This window comes from Roseateles sp. PN1 (assembly GCF_038419725.1).
Taxonomy (GTDB): Bacteria; Pseudomonadota; Gammaproteobacteria; order Burkholderiales; family Burkholderiaceae_C; genus Paucibacter_A.
The window spans coordinates 60,528-77,889 of the sequence record NZ_JBCARA010000011.1 but is presented as its reverse complement, the minus strand read 5'-3'; the positions used below and the strand labels follow the sequence as shown (position 1 = coordinate 77,889).

Here is a 17,362-nt window from a genome sequence, read left to right as displayed (position 1 = left end):
CCCTGGCGTCTTCGGACGCTTTGCGCCAATGCTTGAGCTGACTTAAGCCTTGTCAGGCCTCATTAGGCTTGCCCGGCGCTGATTTCCCGCTTGATCACCTGCCAAGAAGCCAAGCCGATGCACATCAGGCCCATCGAGGCCAGCGCCAGCGCCAGCGTGCTGTGCATCACCAAAGGCGCCACCACCCCGGCCACCACCCCATTGGCGGCGCTGCCGATGCAGGCCTGCAGGCTGGAGGCCAAGCCGCGCCGCTCGGGCACTTCGTCAAGCACCATCAAGGTCACCACCGGCACCATCAAGGCCCAGCCAAAGGCGAAGGCAGAAATCACCGGCAAGGCCCAGAACGGGCTAGGTGGCAGCAGCAGATTGAGCGTCACGTTGATGATGGACATCACCCCCATGATGATGAAGCCATAGCGGATCTGCTGGCGCGGCCGCACCTTGCCGGCCAAGCGTCCGCTGAGCCAGGCGCCACCCATGATGCCGCCGATGGAAAAGCAGAAGAACCAGAAGAACTGAGTTGGCGCCAGGCCCAGATGCTCACCCACGAACACCGGCGCGGCCAGCACATAGAGGAACATGCCGTTGAAGGGAATGCCGCTGGCCAGCGCCAGCAGCATGAAGCGCCGGCTGGTCAGCAAGCGCCCGTACTCACGCATCAGCGGCCCCACGTGGAAAGGCTGGCGCGCCTGCGCATGCAAGGTTTCGGGCAGCAAGCGCCAGTTGGCGACAAACAAGGCGGCACCAATCAGCACCAGGAACCAAAAAATCATGTGCCAGTCGAAGTGCACAAACAAAAAGCCGCCAATCATGGGCGCGATGGCCGGGGCCACGCCGAAGAAGATGGTCACCTGCGACATCACCCGCTGCGCTTCCGAGGGCGCAAACATATCGCGAATGATGGCCCGCGACACCACGATGCCAGCCCCCGCCGACATGCCCTGGACCGTGCGCCAGAAAACCAACTGGCCAATGCTGGTGGACAACGCGCAGCCCACCGAGGCCAGCGTGAACGCCGCCATGCCCCACAGCACCACTGGCCGGCGGCCGAAGCTGTCCGACAAGGCTCCGTGGAACAGATTCATCAGGGCAAAGCCCAGCAGATAACTCGACAGGGTTTGCTGCATCTGCACCGGCGTGGCGCCCAGCGCAGTGGCGATGCCAGAGAAGGCGGGCAGATAGGTGTCGATCGAGAAGGGGCCGATCATGCCCAGGGCGGCCAACAAAACGGCCAAGGCCCAGCGCGGGGCGCGCCACAAACGACTGGCATCAGGATTCATAGCGGGGGCGGCAAGCCAGGCAGAGGTAAGGCAGCAGTGTAGCGATGCAGCCGCCGTGGCGCTGACATGCCAGCGACATGCCAAGCGCAGCAGGGCGAATCGCAAAATTAAGAGTGAAGCAAGTCGATAGGCCGGATTCTGTGCAGAACCGCGTTCTTGCGAACGCGGCTCCGTGACCGCCATTCCTCTTGGCCGAGCATCACTGCCCGGCTCGGTGCCACCTACCCGCCAGCTCTGCGAGCCGCATCAATACTGGCCTACTTGGTGTTGCTGCGCGTAGAGATTGCCCGTTTCACCCGACCCCGGAGGCTGCGCTTCCGGTCCCGCAGCGCTTGCGCCCTGCACGTTTGATCGACTCGTCTCTGTTGCTCTAATCCTCGGCTCACGCCGGACAGCCGTTAGCTGCTACGCTGCTCTTTGCAGTCCGGACCTTCCTCCAGTGCCATGTTTCCATGCTCGCACCAGCGGCGGTCTGACTTGCTTCACCACACCATTATCCCTCACGATGAACGCCAGCCTGTTTGACGAACCCGCCGTGCAAGCCATCGCACCCGGCGTGACGCTCTTGCGCGGCCTGGCTTTGCCAGTTGAAAAGCCCTTGCTCGGCGCCATTGCCGCGGTAATTGACGCCGCGCCCTGGCGGCAAATGCAAACGCCGGGCGGGCAAAACATGGCCGTGTGGATGACGAATTGCGGGCCGCTGGGTTGGGTGTCGGACCGCGCCGGCTACCGCTATCAAGCCAGCGATCCATTAAGCGCCCGGCCCTGGCCGGCGCTGCCCGCCGCATTCGCCGCACTGGCGCATGAAGCCGCCGAACAAGCCGGTTATGCCGATTTCACGCCCGACGCCTGCCTGGTCAACCGCTACCTGCCCGGCACGCGGCTGAGCTTGCACCAAGACCGCGACGAGCATGACTTCGCGCAGCCCATCGTCTCGGTATCGCTGGGGCTGCCTGCCGTCTTTTTGTTAGGCAGCCTGAGCCGCAGCGACAAAACGGCCCGCCTGCCACTCAGCCATGGCGATGTACTGGTCTGGGGCGGCCCGGCGCGGCTGCGCTTTCACGGCGTGATGCCGGTAGCTGAGGGCCAGCACCCAGCGCTGGGCGCTATGCGCATCAATCTGACTTTTCGCAAGGCCGGCTAAAGCCGCGCCGCACTAATTCAAGGCGATCACGCTGTCTTGCGGCTCGGCCACGCAGCCTTCGGCGATCGGCACCCAGCCGCGGCGGATCACCACCTGTGTCTCGGTATGGCACATCTCCACCCGCTGCGCCCCAGGTGCCTGGGCCTGAATCAGCGCCTCGAGTGAGGACGGCATGCTGACGCGAAAGCGCAGCTGCGCCAAGTCTTCCTCGGGGTGATCATCGCTGTGCACCCAAGGGATGAAGGCACCAAGCCACATCATCGGGCGCCAGTCCACCGCCATCACGGCGGGCTGATAGCCATTGCTTTTGAGCCAGTCCTGCGCCGCAGCGCGGCTCTGCCCATCGGCCCCCTGGGCACCCTGGGCGCCCGCCCAGCTGGCCGCCAGCAGCTCCGCCACCCATTGATTGCAGTTTTGGTATTGCAGGCCAAAGGCATAAGCATTAGCGCTGTAGTTCGGGCTCAGCAGCTGCAGGCTGAGCGGCTTGTCCAGCGCGGCCCGCGCCAGCTGCGCCGAGCCTTCCTCAGGCAAAAACACCAAGGACACATAGCCTAGCTTGGGGTCATTGGTGCCGAGCAAAAAGCCGGCCATGCCTTGGTCGTAGATGCGCGGCCGACCTTCATCGCAAGAGAAATACAGCTGACGCACCGACCAGGGCGCGTTTTCACTGTCACGCAGGCTCAAACCCGCATGGGAATAGCGTTGACCAAAGCGCGTCAGGTCCAGGCCCGAGCGCGAAATCAACGCCATGCCTTGGCCAGACTGGCTCAGTTCGTTCTTGACGATTTCGGTGAAGCGCAAGAGCTTGTCTTGCGCCGCCGCGCTCATGGGCGCTTGGCGCCCGCAATAGCCCAGCAAATCGGCGTGTGCGCTGGCTGAAACGGCCAGCGCCGCACACAGCAGCGCGGCCGCCCGCAGCCCCCGAATCCGCCTCAAAGCGTGACGGGGTTGCTCTGCAATTCCTTGAACCACTCGTCCCGCAGAACCAGGAAGAAAGCCTGCTGGGTGGTGGCCACGGCGAACTCCAGGCCATAGGCATGCTCACGCGCGCTCACGGTCTGGCCTTGCGCCAGGCGGCTTTTATCCAGGGCTTGCTGGGGGAGCACCAGGGTGAACTCGGCAGCGGCTTGGCCATGCTGGGCCACGGCGGCCTGCAAAGTCATGCCCACCATGCCGGGCTGGCCGGGGATGGCGGCGACGTCGATGATTTTGTAGTCACCTGCAGCCACCTTGTTGCCGCCGGTGGAGCTGTTGCTGGAGCCTTTGATGGAGTCCGACAAGCTGCCCACCGAGGTGCTGAGGCTGTCAGACACCGAGGACGTGGCCGAGCTGGCGGCCAGGCTGGAGAAGCTGGCGACACCCAGCGCCAATGCGGCGACGAGGCTGGCGGCGGTCTTGACGAATACTTGAGACATGCTGATTGAGAGTTAAATGGTGATGGTGGGCCGAGGCCGAACGCCAGGCAGACGTTCGGCCACTGTTTGGGGCGCATATTAGCGCCCGGCCCTGGGGCCGGCGCGCAATCAAGCGTCAATCAACAGGCGATCAAGCCTCAAGGCTTGGGCGCAAATGCCGCATCGCCGAACTGCCAGAGGAAGAAGCTCCACACATCGGCAGTCTCATCCAGGCGTTGCGAGACGCTGGAACCCATGCCGTGGCCGGCATCGAAGTCGATGCGCAACAGGGTCGGCTTGCTCTTGTAGCTCTCCGGGTTGGCGGCCTGCAGGCGGGCGGCCAGCTTGGCTGGGATCCAGGCTTCCACGCGCGGATCATTGGCGCCGGTGGTGACGATCACCGCCGGATAGGCCTTGCCATCGACCACGCGGTGATAGGGGCTCAAGGCATACATGCTCTTGAAATGTGCCGGGTTCGTCACCGTGCCGAACTCGGCCACATTGGGCGCGCCGTTCGGGGTGTTTTCCATCCGCAGCATGTCGGACAGGCCCACCGAGCTTTGTGCAGCAGCCAGCAGATCCGGCCGCTGGGTGATGGTGCCGCCAATCGTGATGCCGCCCGCGCTGCCGCCGGTGCCCGCCAGCTTGGACGTGCTGGTGTATTTGTTGGCAATCAACCATTCCGCGCACGCAATGAAGTCCGACACCGTGTTCTGCTTGGTGGCGATGTAGCCACCCTGATGCCATTCTTCGCCCAGCTCACCGCCGCCCCGCACATGGCAGGTCGCCAGCACGCCGCCGCGCTCGATCCAGGCCAGACGGGTGGCAGCAAAACGCGGCTCCATGGTGATGCCGTAGGCACCGTAGCCGGTCAGCACCGTGGGGTGGGAGCCATCCAGCACCACATCCTTAGGCGCCACGATCGAAAGCGGCACCATCACGCCGTCATGGCTCTTCACCATCACGCGCTTGGCCTGCATGCCGCTCACGTCCAGCGTGATCGGCTTTTGCACCGTCACCGGCTGCGGCGCGGCACCCGGCTCGCGCGGATTCAGCAGCAGGCTTTGCGGCGCCTGGGTCCAGCCCTCCAACAAGACTAGCAGCTTGCCGTCCTTCAGCGGGGCGATGCTGCGCAGCGTGCCCTCGAAAGGCAGGGCCACGGCCGCCGTCTTGCCGCTCTTGCGATCCACCCGCCAGAGCTTGCTAACGCCCGCGTCCAGCGCCTTCACATAGACCGCGTCTTCCGCCACTTCCAGGCTTTGCAGCACGCTGTCACCGGCCGGCATCACGGTCTTGAACTTGGCATGCGGCTTGGCTAAATCCAGGCTCAGCAGCTGGCGACGGGAGGCGGTCTTTTGCGTCAGGGCGTAAAGCGTCTCGCCGGCCAAGGCCGCAGCAATGACCCGGTCTTCCGGCCGGATCACCCGGCGCCAGGGCGTGGCCGCGCCCTGGAGTTGCTTGACGGGCGCCACCCAGAAGGAATGATCGACCGCGTCGCCATGCAGCACCTCGGCCAGGGCGAAGCTGGAGTCTTTGCTCAGGCGGAGATAAGGCAGGTCCGGCAGCGCGAACTTCTGCTTGGCGCTGACTTGCCAGCCGATCAAGGCCTGATCCTTGGCGTCGTCCTGGCCCAACTTGTGCAAGAAGACGGCACTCTTGTTGTAGCGCTCGTCGGCGGGATGGCGGTTGTAGGCAAAGCCGGAGGAGTCCGGCAGCCAGGCCACACCGCCCTCGTTCAGGCCGGTACGGTCAATCGCCTCGCTGAGGAATTTGCCGCTGGCCAGGTCCAGCACGCGCAGCACGCTGTTCTCCGAGCCACCCTTGGACAGGCCCACGGCCAGCAAGCGGCCATTGGGCGCGGCGCTGTACCAGTCGATGGCGTGATTGCCGGCTTCACCCGGCAGATTATTCGGGTCCAGCAGTTCGCGGTCAGCGCCGTTCAGGCCATCCCGCAGCCACAGCCGCGCCTGGTTCTGGCCCGGCGCCCGCTTCAAATAGAAGAGTTTGCCGGCCACGATGTCGTAGCCCGCAGTGGACTCACCCGCGTCAGAGAGCTTGCCCAAGCGCTCACGCAAAGCCGCGCGCCCCGGCAGCCGGGCCAGTTGCTCGGCCGCGTAAGCCGACTGCGTCTTCATCCAAGCCTGGAACTCCGGCGCATTCATATCCTCCATCCAGCGGTAGGGGTCGACCACCGCGGTGCCGTGATAGTTGTCGGTCACGGGCTTTTGCGGCGTGGCCGGATAGGGCTCAGCGGCTTGCGCCAGGGTCAGCAGGCTCAAGCTGGCAGCGGCCAGGATGCTCAGCTTGGAAACAGCTTTGAAGGTCGTCGAGGGTGTCATGAACAAACTTCCGTGGCGGCGCCGGGTCGGCGCGCAGTAGAGAGGTTAGAAGGCGGTGCCGTATCTTAAGCACAGGCTCGAGGCGGAGCCGCCCGCCAATCAGCGACAATGCCGGCCATATGTTTGCCCTGTTCGATGACGCCGGAAAATTCCTCGCCGGCCGCGTGATGTCTGAAGCCGATAGTTCGATGCAAGTCGAACTGGAATCGGGTAAGCGCGTCAAAGTGAAATCAGCCAATGTGCTGCTCAAATTCGATAAACCCGCCCCCGCCGAGTTGATCGCGGAAGGCCAACGCCTGGCGCAGGAGATCGATCTCGACCTGGCCTGGGAGTTCGCCCCCGAAGGCGAGTTCGGCTTTGCCGATCTGGCGCGCGATTATTTCGACGCCAAGTGCGGCACCGCGCACCAGGTGGCGGCGCTGTTCCGTCTGTTCGAGGCGCCGCATTACTTCCGGCGCGCCGGCAAGGGCCAATTCAAAAAGGCGGCGGAAGAAACCGTCAAGGCCGCGCTGCTGGGCATTGAGCGCAAGCGCCAGCAAGCCCTGCAAATCGAGGCCTGGGCGGCCGAGCTGGTGGCGGGCACCTGCCCCAAGCCGATTGCCGACCAGATCTACAAGATTCTCTTCAAGCCCGACAAGAACGGCCCCGAGTACAAGGCCGTGGTCGAGGCTACCCGCGCCTCGCACAAGGCTCCGCTGGACTTGCTGAAGGCCGCTGGCGCCATCTCCAGCCCCTACCAGTTCCACTGGAAGCGTTTCCTGTTTGAGGAATTCCCCAAGGGCGTGGGCTTCCCGGCCCTGAGCGCACCGGAGATCAAGGACGAGCTGCCGCTGTCGGCGGCGCAAGCCTTCTCCATCGACGACTCGGCCACCACCGAGATCGACGATGCGTTGTCGGTGCAAGGCCTGGGCAGCGGCACCATCATCTTCGGTGTGCACATTGCCGCGCCTGGCCTGGCGTTTGCGCCCGACTCGGCCGTGGACAAGGTGGCGCGCGAGCGTTTCTCGACCGTCTATATGCCCGGCTGGAAGCTGACCATGCTGCCGGACGAGGTGGTGCAGGCCTACACCTTGATCGAAGGGCGCGATTGCCCGGCGGTGTCGATCTACTTCACCATCGACGAAGCCACGCTGGCGATTCAAAGCAGCGAGACCAAGCTCGAACGCGTCAGCATCCGCGCCAATCTGCGTCACGACAAGCTGGACGGCGTCATCACCGCCGCCACGCTGAGTGGCGAGGCGACGGCCGACTATGCCTTCGCGCCCGAGTTGGCCTTCACCTTCCGCCTCGCTAACGCCTTGAAGGCGCAGCGCGAAGTGGTGCGCGGCAAGCCGGAGAACTTCAACCGGCCGGACTACAACTTCCGCCTGGAGCGCGAGGCCGGCAATGAGGGCAATGAGCCCAAGGGCGATGAGATTGTGCGCATCAGCACCCGGGTGCGCGGCTCGCCGCTGGACCTGATCGTGGCCGAGGCCATGATTCTGGCCAACTCCACCTGGGGCGGCTGGCTCAATGAGATGGGCCTGCCCGGCATCTATCGCAGCCAGGCCAGCATGGCCCCTGGCGTCAAGGTGCGCATGGGCACGCGTGCCCAGCCGCATGCCGGTATGGGCGTGGCGCAGTACACCTGGGCCACCAGCCCCTTGCGGCGTTATGTGGACTTGGTCAATCAGTGGCAAATCATTGCCTGCGCCAAGAATGGCCGCACGGCCGCCCTGGTGGCGCCCTTCAAGCCCAAAGACGCGCAGCTGTTTTCCATCATCTCGGGCTTTGATGCCGCGTACACCGCCTACAACGGCTTCCAGAACGGCATCGAGCGCTTCTGGACCCTGCGCTATCTGGTGCAAAACCAAATCACCGAACTCACCGCCACCGTGATGAAGGACGGCCTGGTGCGTGCCGATGAGCTGCCCCTGGTCTTCAAGGCCCTGGGCTGCGAGCACCTGGCGCGCGGCGCCCATGTGCGGGTGCGCATCACCGGCACCGATGAGATGACGCTGGATGTGCATGCCACGCTGATTGAGCGTTTGGACGCGGCGCAGGCCAGCGCCGAGGCGACCGATGCCGAAGCCATGGACGAGGACGAAGACGAAGCGGCCGGCAGCGGCCCGCTGACCCTGGCGCTGGACCTCAGCGCCGACGGTGAAGGCGAGTCCGCCAGCGACACCCCCGAGGTCGCTGCGACCTGACGATGCGGCGCCGGCTCAGCACCCTTCATGTCGCGCTGCTGGTTTCGCTGGGTCTGCATGGCGCCCTGCTGACGCTGCGCCTGGTGGACCCGGCGGGCTTTAACCGCATCTTTCAGGACACGCCTCTGGAAGTGGTGCTGGTAAATGCCCGCAGCAAAGAAGCGCCCACCAAGGCTGCCGCGCTGGCACAAGCCAATTTGAGCGGCGGTGGTGAGGCCGAGGCCGGCCGGGCCACCTCACCCCTGCCGCCCGCTAAGACCCAGGAAGTGGGTGATGCGCTGGAAGCCCAGCGTACCCAGATCGCCAAGCTGAAGGAACAGGAGCAGCATCTGCTGAGCCAGCTGCGGCGTGACCTGGCCCTGCTGCCGCCACCCGACCCCAAGCGCGACCAGGGCTCGGAAGCCGCGCGCGAGCAAAACGAGCGCCGCCGCGCCCTGGTGCAGCTGCTGGCCGAGATCGAAAAGCGCGTCAACGAAGAAAGCGCGCGCCCCCGCAAGCGCTACATCAGCCCCGCCACCCGCGAGGTGGTCTACGCCGCCTACTACGACAAGCTGCGCCACCGCATCGAGGAGCGCGGCACTCGCGACTTCCCCGAGCACGCCGGCCGCAAGCTCTATGGCGAGCTGACCATGAATATCCACGTCGACACCAAAGGTCGCGTCATCGCCACCGACATCGTGGCGCCATCAGGCAATGCCAATCTGGACCGCCGCGCCGTGGCCATCGTGCGCGCCGCCGCCCCCTTTGGCCCCTTCACCAGCGCCATGCGCCAGGGCGCCGAAGTGCTGGTGATCACCTCTCGTTTTCGCTTCACCCGCGAAGATGGCCTGGAAACCAGTGTGACTGCCCCGCAATGACGACAACTTCCACCCCCGGCCTTGATCGCTACGCCGTTGCCGGCAACCCGGTGGCGCACAGCCAGTCGCCGCGCATCCACGCCCTGTTCGCGCAGCAGACCGGCCAAGAACTGAGCTATGAGCGCCTGCTCTGCCCGTTGGACGCATTTGCCTCTACCGTGCAAGCCTTTGCGGCGGCGGGCGGGCGCGGCTGCAATATCACCGTGCCCTTCAAATTTGAGGCCCATGCCCTGGCCGCCCGGCTCAGCCAACGCGCCCAGTTGGCCGGCGCCGTCAACACCTTGCGCTTCGATGCGGCGAATGACGGCGGCTGGTACGGCGACAACACCGACGGTGCCGGCTTGGTGCGCGACATCCAAGCCAATGCCGGCCGCCAACTGGCGGGGCAACGCGTCTTGCTGCTGGGCGCAGGCGGCGCTTCCGCGGGCGTGCTGGGCAGCTTGATTGCCGCCAAGCCGGCCGAGATCTGCCTGGCCAATCGCAGCCTGGACAAGGCGCAAGCCATCGTCGCGGCCCATCTTGCCTGGGCGGAACAGCATGGGGTGCGGCTGCACGCCAGCGAGCTTGGCAGTTGCGGCAGCAGCTTTGATGTGCTGATCAACGGCACCAGTGCCAGCTTGGCCGGCGCCGGCGTGCCGGTGGCCCCAAGCGTGCTGGCCCCGGGCGCATTGGCGCTGGACATGATGTACGGCCCCGCGGCCGCGCCCTTTCTCGACTGGGCCCGCCAGCATGGCGCCGAGCCGCGCGACGGCCTGGGCATGTTGGTAGAGCAAGCGGCCGAGGCCTTTGCGGTCTGGCGAGGCATTACCCCTGACACCACAGCGGTGCTGGCCGGCTTGCGGGCCGACGCCGCGGCGCGATGAACATGATGAAGAGCTTGGCGCGCTTAGGCCTGCTGCTCTTGATGGGCGTGCTGGCCCTGCAGATCTACTTTGCCGGCCGCATCGCCTTGATGGCCTGGCTGCCGCCCGAATCCACCAGTTTCGAGCGCTCCGAGGCCTGGCGCCTGGCGGTCGAGAAGCACGAGATCGCCTGGAGCCAGCAGTGGGTCGATGGTGAAGCCATGTCGCGCCAACTCAAGCGCGCGGTCATCGCCAGCGAAGACGCAGGCTTTGTGGAGCATGGCGGCGTGGACTGGGACGCCCTGGAGAAAGCCTGGGAAAAGAATCAGCGCGCCCAAACCCTGGCCGAGCAGCGCGCCGCCCAACAAAGTGCCAAGGCCAACAACGCGGCCAAGACCAAGGCCGCGCCCAAGCCTGCACCCCAAGCCAAGATCGTCGGCGGCTCCACCATTACCCAGCAGCTGGCCAAGAACCTGTTCCTGAGCGGCGAGCGCAATCTGCTGCGCAAGGGCCAGGAATTTTTGATCACCTTCATGCTGGAAGCTCTGCTCAGCAAGGACCGCATCCTCACCATCTACCTCAACCATGTGGAATGGGGTGAAGGCGTGTTTGGCGCCCAGGCCGCGGCCCGGCACTACTTCCGCGTCGATGCGCGCCAACTCTCCAGCAGCCAGGCGGCCAGACTGGCCGTGATGCTGCCGGCGCCCAAGCGCTTCGAGAAACGCCCGGCCTCAGGCTATGTCTTGTCCCGCGCGGCTACCATCGAGGCCCGCATGCCAGCGGTTGAACTCCCCTGACACCATGCCATACGAATCCAGCGTGACCGCCGAGATTGCCGCCACCGCCGCCCGCCTGGTGGTGGAAGAAGGCCTGGAATACGGCCCGGCCAAGCAACGCGCGCTCAAAACCCTGGGCCTGGGCCGCAGCCGCGCCGCCCTGCCCAGCAACGATGAGCTGGAAGACCAGGTGCGCGACTACCTGGCCCTGTTCTGCGCCGACACCCAGCCGCAGGAACTGCGCGCCTTGCGCGAACTGGCCGCGCAGTGGATGGCCCGGCTGGCCGAGTTTCGCCCTCATTTGTGCGGTGCCGTCTGGCGCGGCACCGCCACCCGCTTGTCCAATATCCATTTGCAGCTGTATTGCGACGACAGCAAATCGGCCGAGATCGCGCTGATCAATATGAATGTGGATTACGAGGTCGGCGCCACGGCAGGACCGAAGGGACGGGGCGGCGCGCGCGAGATCGATGTGCTGTCACTGGCCGCGCCCTGCCGGGACCTGAACGAGCTGGTCACCCTGCACCTGAGCATTCTGGACTTTGACGATTTACGCGGCGCACTCAAAACCGATGCACGCGGGCGCAGCGAGCGCGGTGATCTGGCCGCCCTGCAAAAACTGCTGACCGAAGAGGCCGACGAATCCCTATGAGCGACAAGACCCCAAACACCGGCAGCCGCCGCAACTTGTTGCTGGCCGCCGCCGGCCTGGGCGCCGCAGGGCTTGGCGCGACCCTAGCCTGGCGCGGACAAAAGCCCGCCGCCCCGGTGCTGAACCCGGCGGAACAAGCCTTCTGGGCCGCCAGCTTCGAGCGGGTCAGCGCCGCACCTTCGACGGCTGAACCGGCAGAACTGCTGGCTACCGCCAGCCTGCGCGGCAAACCCTTGCTGGTGAACTTCTGGGCCACCTGGTGCGCGCCCTGCGTGAAAGAGCTGCCGGAGCTCAATCAATTCCAGCAAGAATTTAAATCCCAAGGCTGGCAAGTCCTGGGCTTGGCGGTGGACGCCATCGGCCCGGTGCGCGAATTCCTGCAGAAAATGCCCTTGGACTTCTCCCTGGCCATGGCCGGCTCGGCGGGCACCACGTTGACGCGCACCCTTGGCAATGCCCAGGGCGGCCTGCCTTTCAGCGTCGTGTTCAATCCAGCCGGGCAGCTCGTCTGGACCAAAGTAGGCGTGACAAATCTGGAAGAATTGCGCCAATTGGCCAGTACCATCAAGGCCGGCTGAGTCAAGCCCCCGCCCGCGCCTTGTCTCAATCCGCAATTCGGGTCAAGCAATTTATTTCACGGCAAGCCCCGGGATCGGGCCACAAAACGCGTAAAGTCCGGCCTTCTTCGCCTCTAGTGTCCGGACTCTAATTGAACGGACACAGACCCACGATGACGCGCAAACAGATTCTTGTCCTTCACGGCCCCAACCTCAACCTGCTCGGAACACGTGAACCCGAGATTTACGGTTCACTCACTTTGGCACAGATCAATGCAGATCTTGCCGCGTTCGCTGCTAATGAAGGGGCTGAGCTAAAATCCTTCCAAAGCAACCACGAAGGGGCTTTGGTGGACAGGATTCAGGCTGCGCGCGAGGATGGCTGCCAGTTCATCATCATCAACCCCGCCGCCTACACCCACACCAGTGTGGCGATCCGGGATGCCTTGGCCGCGGTGGCACTGCCTTTTGTTGAAGTTCATCTGTCCAATGTTCATAAACGAGAGTCGTTCCGGCAGCACAGCTATTTCTCAGATCTGGCTGTTGGTGTGATCTGCGGGCTTGGCGCCCAGGGCTATCAATTTGCTTTGCGCTTCGCGCTCAGCCGCTTGAGTGGATCAGGACAGTCCTGAACACCAAGCTCACCGTTTTTGCCGCGTAGCGACGACCCACTGCGGCGCGGCACGCTCCCCCCTGTTCCCTAAAACAAAATAATCATCCGCTGGAGAAACCTTATGGATCTGCGCAAGCTCAAGACCCTGATCGACCTGGTGTCCGAGTCGAATATTTCTGAACTTGAAATCACCGAGGCCGATGGCAAGGTGCGCATCGTCAAGTCCGACGGCGCCGTCGCTGTGCCCATGATGATGCAGGCCGTGCCCCAGCAAGCCGCTCCAGCGGCAGCCGCCCCCGCCGTCGCTGCAGCCGCTCCGGCCGCCGCACCGGCCGCCCCGGCGGTTGAAACCGGTCATGTCGTGACCTCGCCGATGGTCGGCACCTTCTACCGTGCCTCCGGCCCCAATGCCAAGGCCTTTGTTGAAGTGGGCCAACCCATCAAGGAAGGCGAAGCCATCTGCATCATCGAAGCGATGAAGATCATGAACGAGATCGATGCCGACTTCAGCGGCACGGTCACCAAGATCTTGTGCGAGAACGGCCAGCCGGTTGAATTTGGTCAGCCCTTGTTCGTGATCGAGTAAAGCCTCGACATGTTCAAGAGACTTCTGATGCAAATCAGGAGGACGCAGCCAGATTGCTCGTCGGGCGCAGCTCGACAGGGCGATTGAGCAGCGACACAAATGTTTAGAAATCTTCTGATCGCTACTCGACGCGAAATGACTGCAAGCCTTGCGGCGCAGCCACATTGCTCGTCGAGCGCAGCACGACAGGACAATTGAGCCGAGGCAGCACAATTGTTTAAAACAAATCTGATCGCCCATCCAGGCGAAAAGGCCGCAGGCCTTGCGGCGCAGCCACATTGCTCGTCGGGCGCAGCACGACAGGGCAATTGAGCCGAGGCATATATGTTTAAAAAAATTCTGATCGCCAATCGAGGCGAAATTGCACTCCGCATCCAGCGCGCCTGCCGCGAGCTGGGCATCAAGTCGGTGGTGGTTTACTCCGAAGCCGACCGTGAAGCCAAGTATGTGAAGCTGGCCGATGAGGCCGTTTGCATCGGCCCCGCCGCCTCTTCGCAAAGCTACCTCAGCATGCCGGCCATCATCGCCACGGCCGAGGTCACCGACGCCGAAGCGATCCACCCCGGCTACGGCTTCCTGAGCGAGAACGCCGACTTCGCCGAACGCGTCGAGCAAAGCGGCTTCACCTTCATCGGCCCCTCGCCCGAATCCATCCGCATGATGGGTGACAAGGTGTCGGCCAAGCAGGCCATGATTCGCGCCGGCGTGCCCTGCGTGCCCGGCTCGGAAGGCGCCCTGCCCCCCGACCCGAAGGAAATCGTCAAGATCGCCCGCGCCATTGGCTACCCGGTCATCATCAAGGCCGCAGGCGGCGGCGGTGGCCGCGGCATGCGCGTGGTGCACACCGAGGCGGCCCTAGTCAACGCGGTGCAAACCACCAAGGCGGAAGCCGGTGCAGCCTTCGGCAATCCCGAGGTCTATATGGAGAAGTTCCTCGAGAACCCGCGCCATATCGAGATCCAGGTTTTGGCCGACACGCACAAGAGTGCCGTTTGGCTGGGCGAGCGTGACTGCTCCATGCAGCGCCGCCACCAGAAGATTCTGGAAGAAGCACCGGCACCCGGCATTCCGCGCCGCGTGATCGAAAAGATCGGCGACCGTTGCGCCGCAGCCTGCCGCAAGATGAACTATCGCGGCGCCGGCACCTTCGAATTTCTGTACGAGAACGGCGAGTTCTATTTCATCGAAATGAACACCCGCGTGCAGGTGGAGCATCCGGTGACGGAGATGGTCACCGGTGTGGACATTGTGCAAATGCAAATCCGCGTGGCGGCCGGCGAAAAGCTGCCCTTCACGCAGCGCAATATCACCATGCGCGGCCACTCGATCGAGTGCCGTATCAACGCCGAAGACCCCTTCAAGTTCACCCCCTCGCCGGGCCGCATCACGATGTGGCACGCACCGGGCGGACCGGGCGTGCGGGTGGATTCGCATGTCTACACAAACTACTTCGTGCCGCCGCATTACGACTCCATGATCGGCAAGATCATCGTCCACGGCGACACCCGCGAGCAGGCCCTGGCGCGCATGCGCATCGCCCTGTCCGAGACGGTGGTGGAAGGCATTCAGACCAACATCCCCTTGCACCGCGAGCTGATGGTGGACGCCAAGTTCGTCGAAGGCGGCACCAACATCCATTACCTTGAGGGCTGGATGAGCCAGCACAAGCGATGAGCGATTCCAACACCGGCACCCCGCAGGCTGAACCCAACCCGGCCACGCTGCACGAGCTGCTGCTGATCTGCGGCGAAGATGATGTCGAAACCGTCAGCGATGCGCTGATGGAACTCGACGCCTTGGCTGTCTCGGTGGAAGACGCCGACGCCGATACCGACGCTGAAAAAGCCCTGTTCGGCGAGCCCGGCATGCCGGCGCCGCGCGGCGGCTGGCAGCGATCGGTGGTCAAGGCCTTGTTCCCGGACGAGGCCGAAGCCACCGAATGCGCCACCCTGATCCTGAGCCAGGACTGGGCGCAAGACGTGCATGTCCAAGCCATTCAGGCCGTGGCCGAGCAGGACTGGGTGCGGCTGACGCAATCGCAGTTCCAGCCCGTTGAGATCACGCCGGAATTCTGGATCGTGCCCTCCTGGCATGAAGCGCCGGCGCAAGCCAGCAAGGTCATGCGCCTGGACCCGGGCTTGGCTTTTGGCACCGGCACCCACCCGACCACCCGCATGTGCTTGCGCTGGATCGCGGCCCATCAAGACCTGGCGCCAACCTGGCAGCGCGTGCTGGACTACGGCTGCGGCTCGGGCATCCTCGCCATCGGCGCGGCCTTGCATGGCGCAGTGAACATCGACGCGGTGGACATCGACCCGGCGGCCATCATCGCCAGCCAGGCCAATGCCGAAGGCAATCAAGTCAGCCTCAACGCTGCCTTGCCCGATGCCGCCAAGGGAGAGTACCCACTGGTCATCGCCAATATCTTGGCAACGCCGCTGAAGCTGCTGGCGCCGCTGCTGTGCGCCCATGTGGCCCACGGCGGTCATCTGATCCTGGCCGGCATTCTGGAGCGTCAAGCCGACGATCTGAAGCAAGCCTACGCGCCTTGGTTGCAACTGGACGTCAGCGACAGCCAAGAGGGTTGGATTTTGATGCACGCTCAACGTGCCTAAGCTGCACTTGCAGCTGACAGTAGCAAGACTCATGGCATGATTCGGCCATGAGCCTTGCCACCCGTTGTACCGCTTGCGGCACCATCTTTCGGGTGGTGCAAGATCAGCTTCGTGTTTCCGAAGGATTTGTTCGTTGCGGCCGTTGCGCCGAGGTGTTTGACGCCCGCGAACAGCTCTTCGATATCGACCGTGAGCCGCCCCCGCCCTGGCCTGCCCAGGCCGCAGGCGAGGCGAAAACCGCCCCTTTCTCCAGCGACGACACGCCAGCGTCACCCCAGGCACCGGACGATGGCCGCGCCAGCTGGCAGCAAGAGGACGAGCCAATCGCCGTGGAAGATTGGCAGGACGATGGGCGCGACGCAAGACCTGCCCCTCCCGCTCCGCTCACACCTCCAGCACGCCATGTAGCAAGGCCTGCCCACTCGCCGACACCGGTAACCCATGCGCATATTCATGAGCCGGCCGACGACGAGCCCTTGCCCATCAGCACCGTCAGCAACTTTGACGAAACCCGTCTTGAGCCGCAGTGGGTAGACAACGAAGAACAGGCCTGGGCAGACACACCCAGTGAGCCAGAGCCAGCCAGCAAAGCACCTGCCAAGCCGCACAGCAAAGCCAGTGGCCGCGGCGCAGCGCCAGCAGCAGCTAAGACTCCGGCCGTCGCCACCGAGCCCGCCATTGCGCCTGTTCCAGACGACAAGCCCGATGTGGTTTTGTCTGAGCGACTGGCGGCCGGTGCAGCAAAGCCGACGAAGCCGAGTATGGCCAACGGCGGTAGCGGTGAGGAAAACGTTCCGTCCTTTTTGCGGCAGTCCAACAGCGCAAAGTTCTGGCAGCGGACGTCGGTTCGTGCTGGGCTCAGCGTGGCGGCCTTGCTACTGATGCTCACGCTCAGTGTGCAGGTGCTGCAGCATTTTCACGATGCCATCGCCGCACTATTCCCGAGCGCGCGGCCGGCCGTGCAAAGCTATTGCCAGCTCAGCGGCTGTGAGCTCAAACCCTGGCAGCGCATCGACCAGATCGCCGTGGAAAGCACGGCGCTGAGCCAACTCAGCCCCGGCAACACCGGCAATCACTATCAGCTGGCCATCAGCCTGCGCAACAAAGGTCATATCGAAGTGGCCACACCCTGGGTGGAGCTGAGCCTGACCGATAGCACGGGCGCATTGATCAGCCGCCGCCTGCTGGCACCTAAGGAGTTCAGGATCGAGCGTGCGGCTGCGGCAGCATCAGCGGCCTCCGCCCCATCAAGCTCGGCATCAGGTGCTGCCTCGGGCGCCACAGCCAATGCCCTGGCCGCAAGCCCGGACATCAAGGCCATGCCCGCCGGCGCTGAACTGCCCTTGCTCGCCCTGCTCTCGACCGGCCAGCAAAGCATCAGCGGCTACACCGTCGAAATTTTCTACCCCTGAGCAGCAGGGCGAAGCACGCATCGACAGCCAGGGCTGACGGCCTCTGCCGCGCCGATCTGGCGACAAGCAGACGGCGTAAAGCGCCCGCCCTAACGCCATACCTTCA

16 protein-coding genes and 1 other RNA gene are annotated in these 17,362 nt (G+C 64.3%); 12 read left to right on the top strand and 5 right to left on the bottom strand.

Translation table 11 applies throughout. The features are described from left to right. Positions 1–62: 62 nt before the first annotated feature. Complete coding sequence (locus AABB87_RS16955) at positions 63–1,280, bottom strand: multidrug effflux MFS transporter (protein ID WP_341972455.1); 1,218 nt, start codon at positions 1,278–1,280, stop codon at positions 63–65. 111 nt (positions 1,281–1,391) lie between these two features. Beyond that, an RNA gene (rnpB, locus tag AABB87_RS16950) (RNase P RNA component class A) lies at positions 1,392–1,764 on the bottom strand. Positions 1,765–1,785: 21 nt separating this feature from the next. Between rnpB and alkB the strand changes: the two genes are divergently transcribed. After that, positions 1,786–2,424 (top strand): DNA oxidative demethylase AlkB, encoded by a 639-nt coding sequence (gene alkB, locus AABB87_RS16945; RefSeq protein ID WP_341972454.1) that lies wholly within the window; start codon positions 1,786–1,788, stop codon positions 2,422–2,424. Between the two features lie 12 nt (positions 2,425–2,436). On the opposite strand, the gene AABB87_RS16940 is transcribed toward alkB, so the two are convergent. From AABB87_RS16940 to AABB87_RS16930, 3 genes are all read right to left on the bottom strand, one after another. Further along, the gene (locus tag AABB87_RS16940) at positions 2,437–3,360 is read right to left on the bottom strand and encodes a DUF2145 domain-containing protein (RefSeq protein WP_341972453.1); all 924 of its coding nucleotides are present in this window, start codon (positions 3,358–3,360) and stop codon (positions 2,437–2,439) included. Next, the gene (locus tag AABB87_RS16935; protein WP_058720661.1) at positions 3,357–3,839 is read right to left on the bottom strand and encodes a hypothetical protein; all 483 of its coding nucleotides are present in this window, start codon (positions 3,837–3,839) and stop codon (positions 3,357–3,359) included. The genes AABB87_RS16940 and AABB87_RS16935 overlap by 4 nt, the downstream gene beginning before the upstream one ends. A 137-nt stretch (positions 3,840–3,976) precedes the next feature. Continuing rightward, positions 3,977–6,157, bottom strand: coding sequence for a prolyl oligopeptidase family serine peptidase (locus tag AABB87_RS16930; RefSeq protein WP_341972452.1), 2,181 nt, complete (start codon positions 6,155–6,157; stop codon positions 3,977–3,979). Between the two features lie 119 nt (positions 6,158–6,276). On the opposite strand from AABB87_RS16930, the gene AABB87_RS16925 reads away from it, so the two are divergent. The 11 genes from AABB87_RS16925 (at position 6,277) to AABB87_RS16875 (ending at position 17,256) form a co-directional block, all read left to right on the top strand. After that, on the top strand, positions 6,277–8,346 hold the full coding sequence (locus AABB87_RS16925) for a ribonuclease catalytic domain-containing protein (protein ID WP_341972451.1): 2,070 nt from the start codon (positions 6,277–6,279) through the stop codon (positions 8,344–8,346). 2 nt (positions 8,347–8,348) lie between these two features. Next, positions 8,349–9,203 carry a TonB family protein gene (locus tag AABB87_RS16920; protein WP_341972450.1) on the top strand — a complete coding sequence of 285 codons (855 nt, stop codon included), beginning with the start codon at positions 8,349–8,351 and terminating at the stop codon, positions 9,201–9,203. Further along, the gene (aroE, locus tag AABB87_RS16915; RefSeq protein ID WP_341972449.1) at positions 9,200–10,066 is read left to right on the top strand and encodes a shikimate dehydrogenase; all 867 of its coding nucleotides are present in this window, start codon (positions 9,200–9,202) and stop codon (positions 10,064–10,066) included. Before AABB87_RS16920 ends, aroE begins: the two co-directional genes overlap by 4 nt. Positions 10,067–10,071: 5 nt before the next feature. Beyond that, positions 10,072–10,842 carry a transglycosylase domain-containing protein gene (locus tag AABB87_RS16910; protein ID WP_341972587.1) on the top strand — a complete coding sequence of 257 codons (771 nt, stop codon included), beginning with the start codon at positions 10,072–10,074 and terminating at the stop codon, positions 10,840–10,842. A gap of 4 nt (positions 10,843–10,846) precedes the next feature. Then, positions 10,847–11,473 (top strand): hypothetical protein, encoded by a 627-nt coding sequence (locus AABB87_RS16905; protein WP_341972448.1) that lies wholly within the window; start codon positions 10,847–10,849, stop codon positions 11,471–11,473. Continuing rightward, positions 11,470–12,051 carry a TlpA disulfide reductase family protein gene (locus AABB87_RS16900; RefSeq protein ID WP_341972447.1) on the top strand — a complete coding sequence of 194 codons (582 nt, stop codon included), beginning with the start codon at positions 11,470–11,472 and terminating at the stop codon, positions 12,049–12,051. Before AABB87_RS16905 ends, AABB87_RS16900 begins: the two co-directional genes overlap by 4 nt. 152 nt (positions 12,052–12,203) lie before the next feature. After that, a complete protein-coding gene (aroQ, locus tag AABB87_RS16895) occupies positions 12,204–12,662 on the top strand; it encodes a type II 3-dehydroquinate dehydratase (RefSeq protein WP_058720669.1) in 459 nt (152 codons plus the stop codon). 102 nt (positions 12,663–12,764) lie between these two features. Next, complete coding sequence (gene accB, locus AABB87_RS16890) at positions 12,765–13,229, top strand: acetyl-CoA carboxylase biotin carboxyl carrier protein (RefSeq protein WP_341972446.1); 465 nt, start codon at positions 12,765–12,767, stop codon at positions 13,227–13,229. A 324-nt stretch (positions 13,230–13,553) separates the two neighbouring features. Then, entirely contained in the window at positions 13,554–14,903 is a 1,350-nt protein-coding gene (gene accC / locus AABB87_RS16885; RefSeq protein WP_058720671.1) for an acetyl-CoA carboxylase biotin carboxylase subunit, read from the top strand. A gap of 47 nt (positions 14,904–14,950) precedes the next feature. Beyond that, entirely contained in the window at positions 14,951–15,844 is an 894-nt protein-coding gene (gene prmA / locus AABB87_RS16880; protein WP_341972586.1) for a 50S ribosomal protein L11 methyltransferase, read from the top strand. Between the two features lie 47 nt (positions 15,845–15,891). Beyond that, positions 15,892–17,256, top strand: a complete 1,365-nt coding sequence (locus AABB87_RS16875) for a zinc-ribbon and DUF3426 domain-containing protein (protein ID WP_341972445.1) — start codon at positions 15,892–15,894, stop codon at positions 17,254–17,256. Positions 17,257–17,362: the final 106 nt, after the last annotated feature.

What these genes read in the sequence shown, in the direction of transcription:
- AABB87_RS16925 (WP_341972451.1), top strand. Translation starts at nt 6,277, where the DNA reads ATGTTTGCCCTGTTCGATGACGCCGGAAAATTCCTCGCCGGCCGCGTG.
- aroQ (WP_058720669.1), top strand. Translation starts at nt 12,204, where the DNA reads ATGACGCGCAAACAGATTCTTGTCCTTCACGGCCCCAACCTCAACCTG.
- aroE (WP_341972449.1), top strand. Translation starts at nt 9,200, where the DNA reads ATGACGACAACTTCCACCCCCGGCCTTGATCGCTACGCCGTTGCCGGC.
- AABB87_RS16900 (WP_341972447.1), top strand. Translation starts at nt 11,470, where the DNA reads ATGAGCGACAAGACCCCAAACACCGGCAGCCGCCGCAACTTGTTGCTG.
- accC (WP_058720671.1), top strand. Translation starts at nt 13,554, where the DNA reads ATGTTTAAAAAAATTCTGATCGCCAATCGAGGCGAAATTGCACTCCGC.
- alkB (WP_341972454.1), top strand. Translation starts at nt 1,786, where the DNA reads ATGAACGCCAGCCTGTTTGACGAACCCGCCGTGCAAGCCATCGCACCC.
- AABB87_RS16920 (WP_341972450.1), top strand. Translation starts at nt 8,349, where the DNA reads ATGCGGCGCCGGCTCAGCACCCTTCATGTCGCGCTGCTGGTTTCGCTG.
- AABB87_RS16955 (WP_341972455.1), bottom strand. Translation starts at nt 1,280, where the DNA reads ATGAATCCTGATGCCAGTCGTTTGTGGCGCGCCCCGCGCTGGGCCTTG.
- accB (WP_341972446.1), top strand. Translation starts at nt 12,765, where the DNA reads ATGGATCTGCGCAAGCTCAAGACCCTGATCGACCTGGTGTCCGAGTCG.
- AABB87_RS16905 (WP_341972448.1), top strand. Translation starts at nt 10,847, where the DNA reads ATGCCATACGAATCCAGCGTGACCGCCGAGATTGCCGCCACCGCCGCC.
- AABB87_RS16910 (WP_341972587.1), top strand. Translation starts at nt 10,072, where the DNA reads ATGAAGAGCTTGGCGCGCTTAGGCCTGCTGCTCTTGATGGGCGTGCTG.
- AABB87_RS16875 (WP_341972445.1), top strand. Translation starts at nt 15,892, where the DNA reads ATGAGCCTTGCCACCCGTTGTACCGCTTGCGGCACCATCTTTCGGGTG.
- AABB87_RS16935 (WP_058720661.1), bottom strand. Translation starts at nt 3,839, where the DNA reads ATGTCTCAAGTATTCGTCAAGACCGCCGCCAGCCTCGTCGCCGCATTG.
- AABB87_RS16930 (WP_341972452.1), bottom strand. Translation starts at nt 6,157, where the DNA reads ATGACACCCTCGACGACCTTCAAAGCTGTTTCCAAGCTGAGCATCCTG.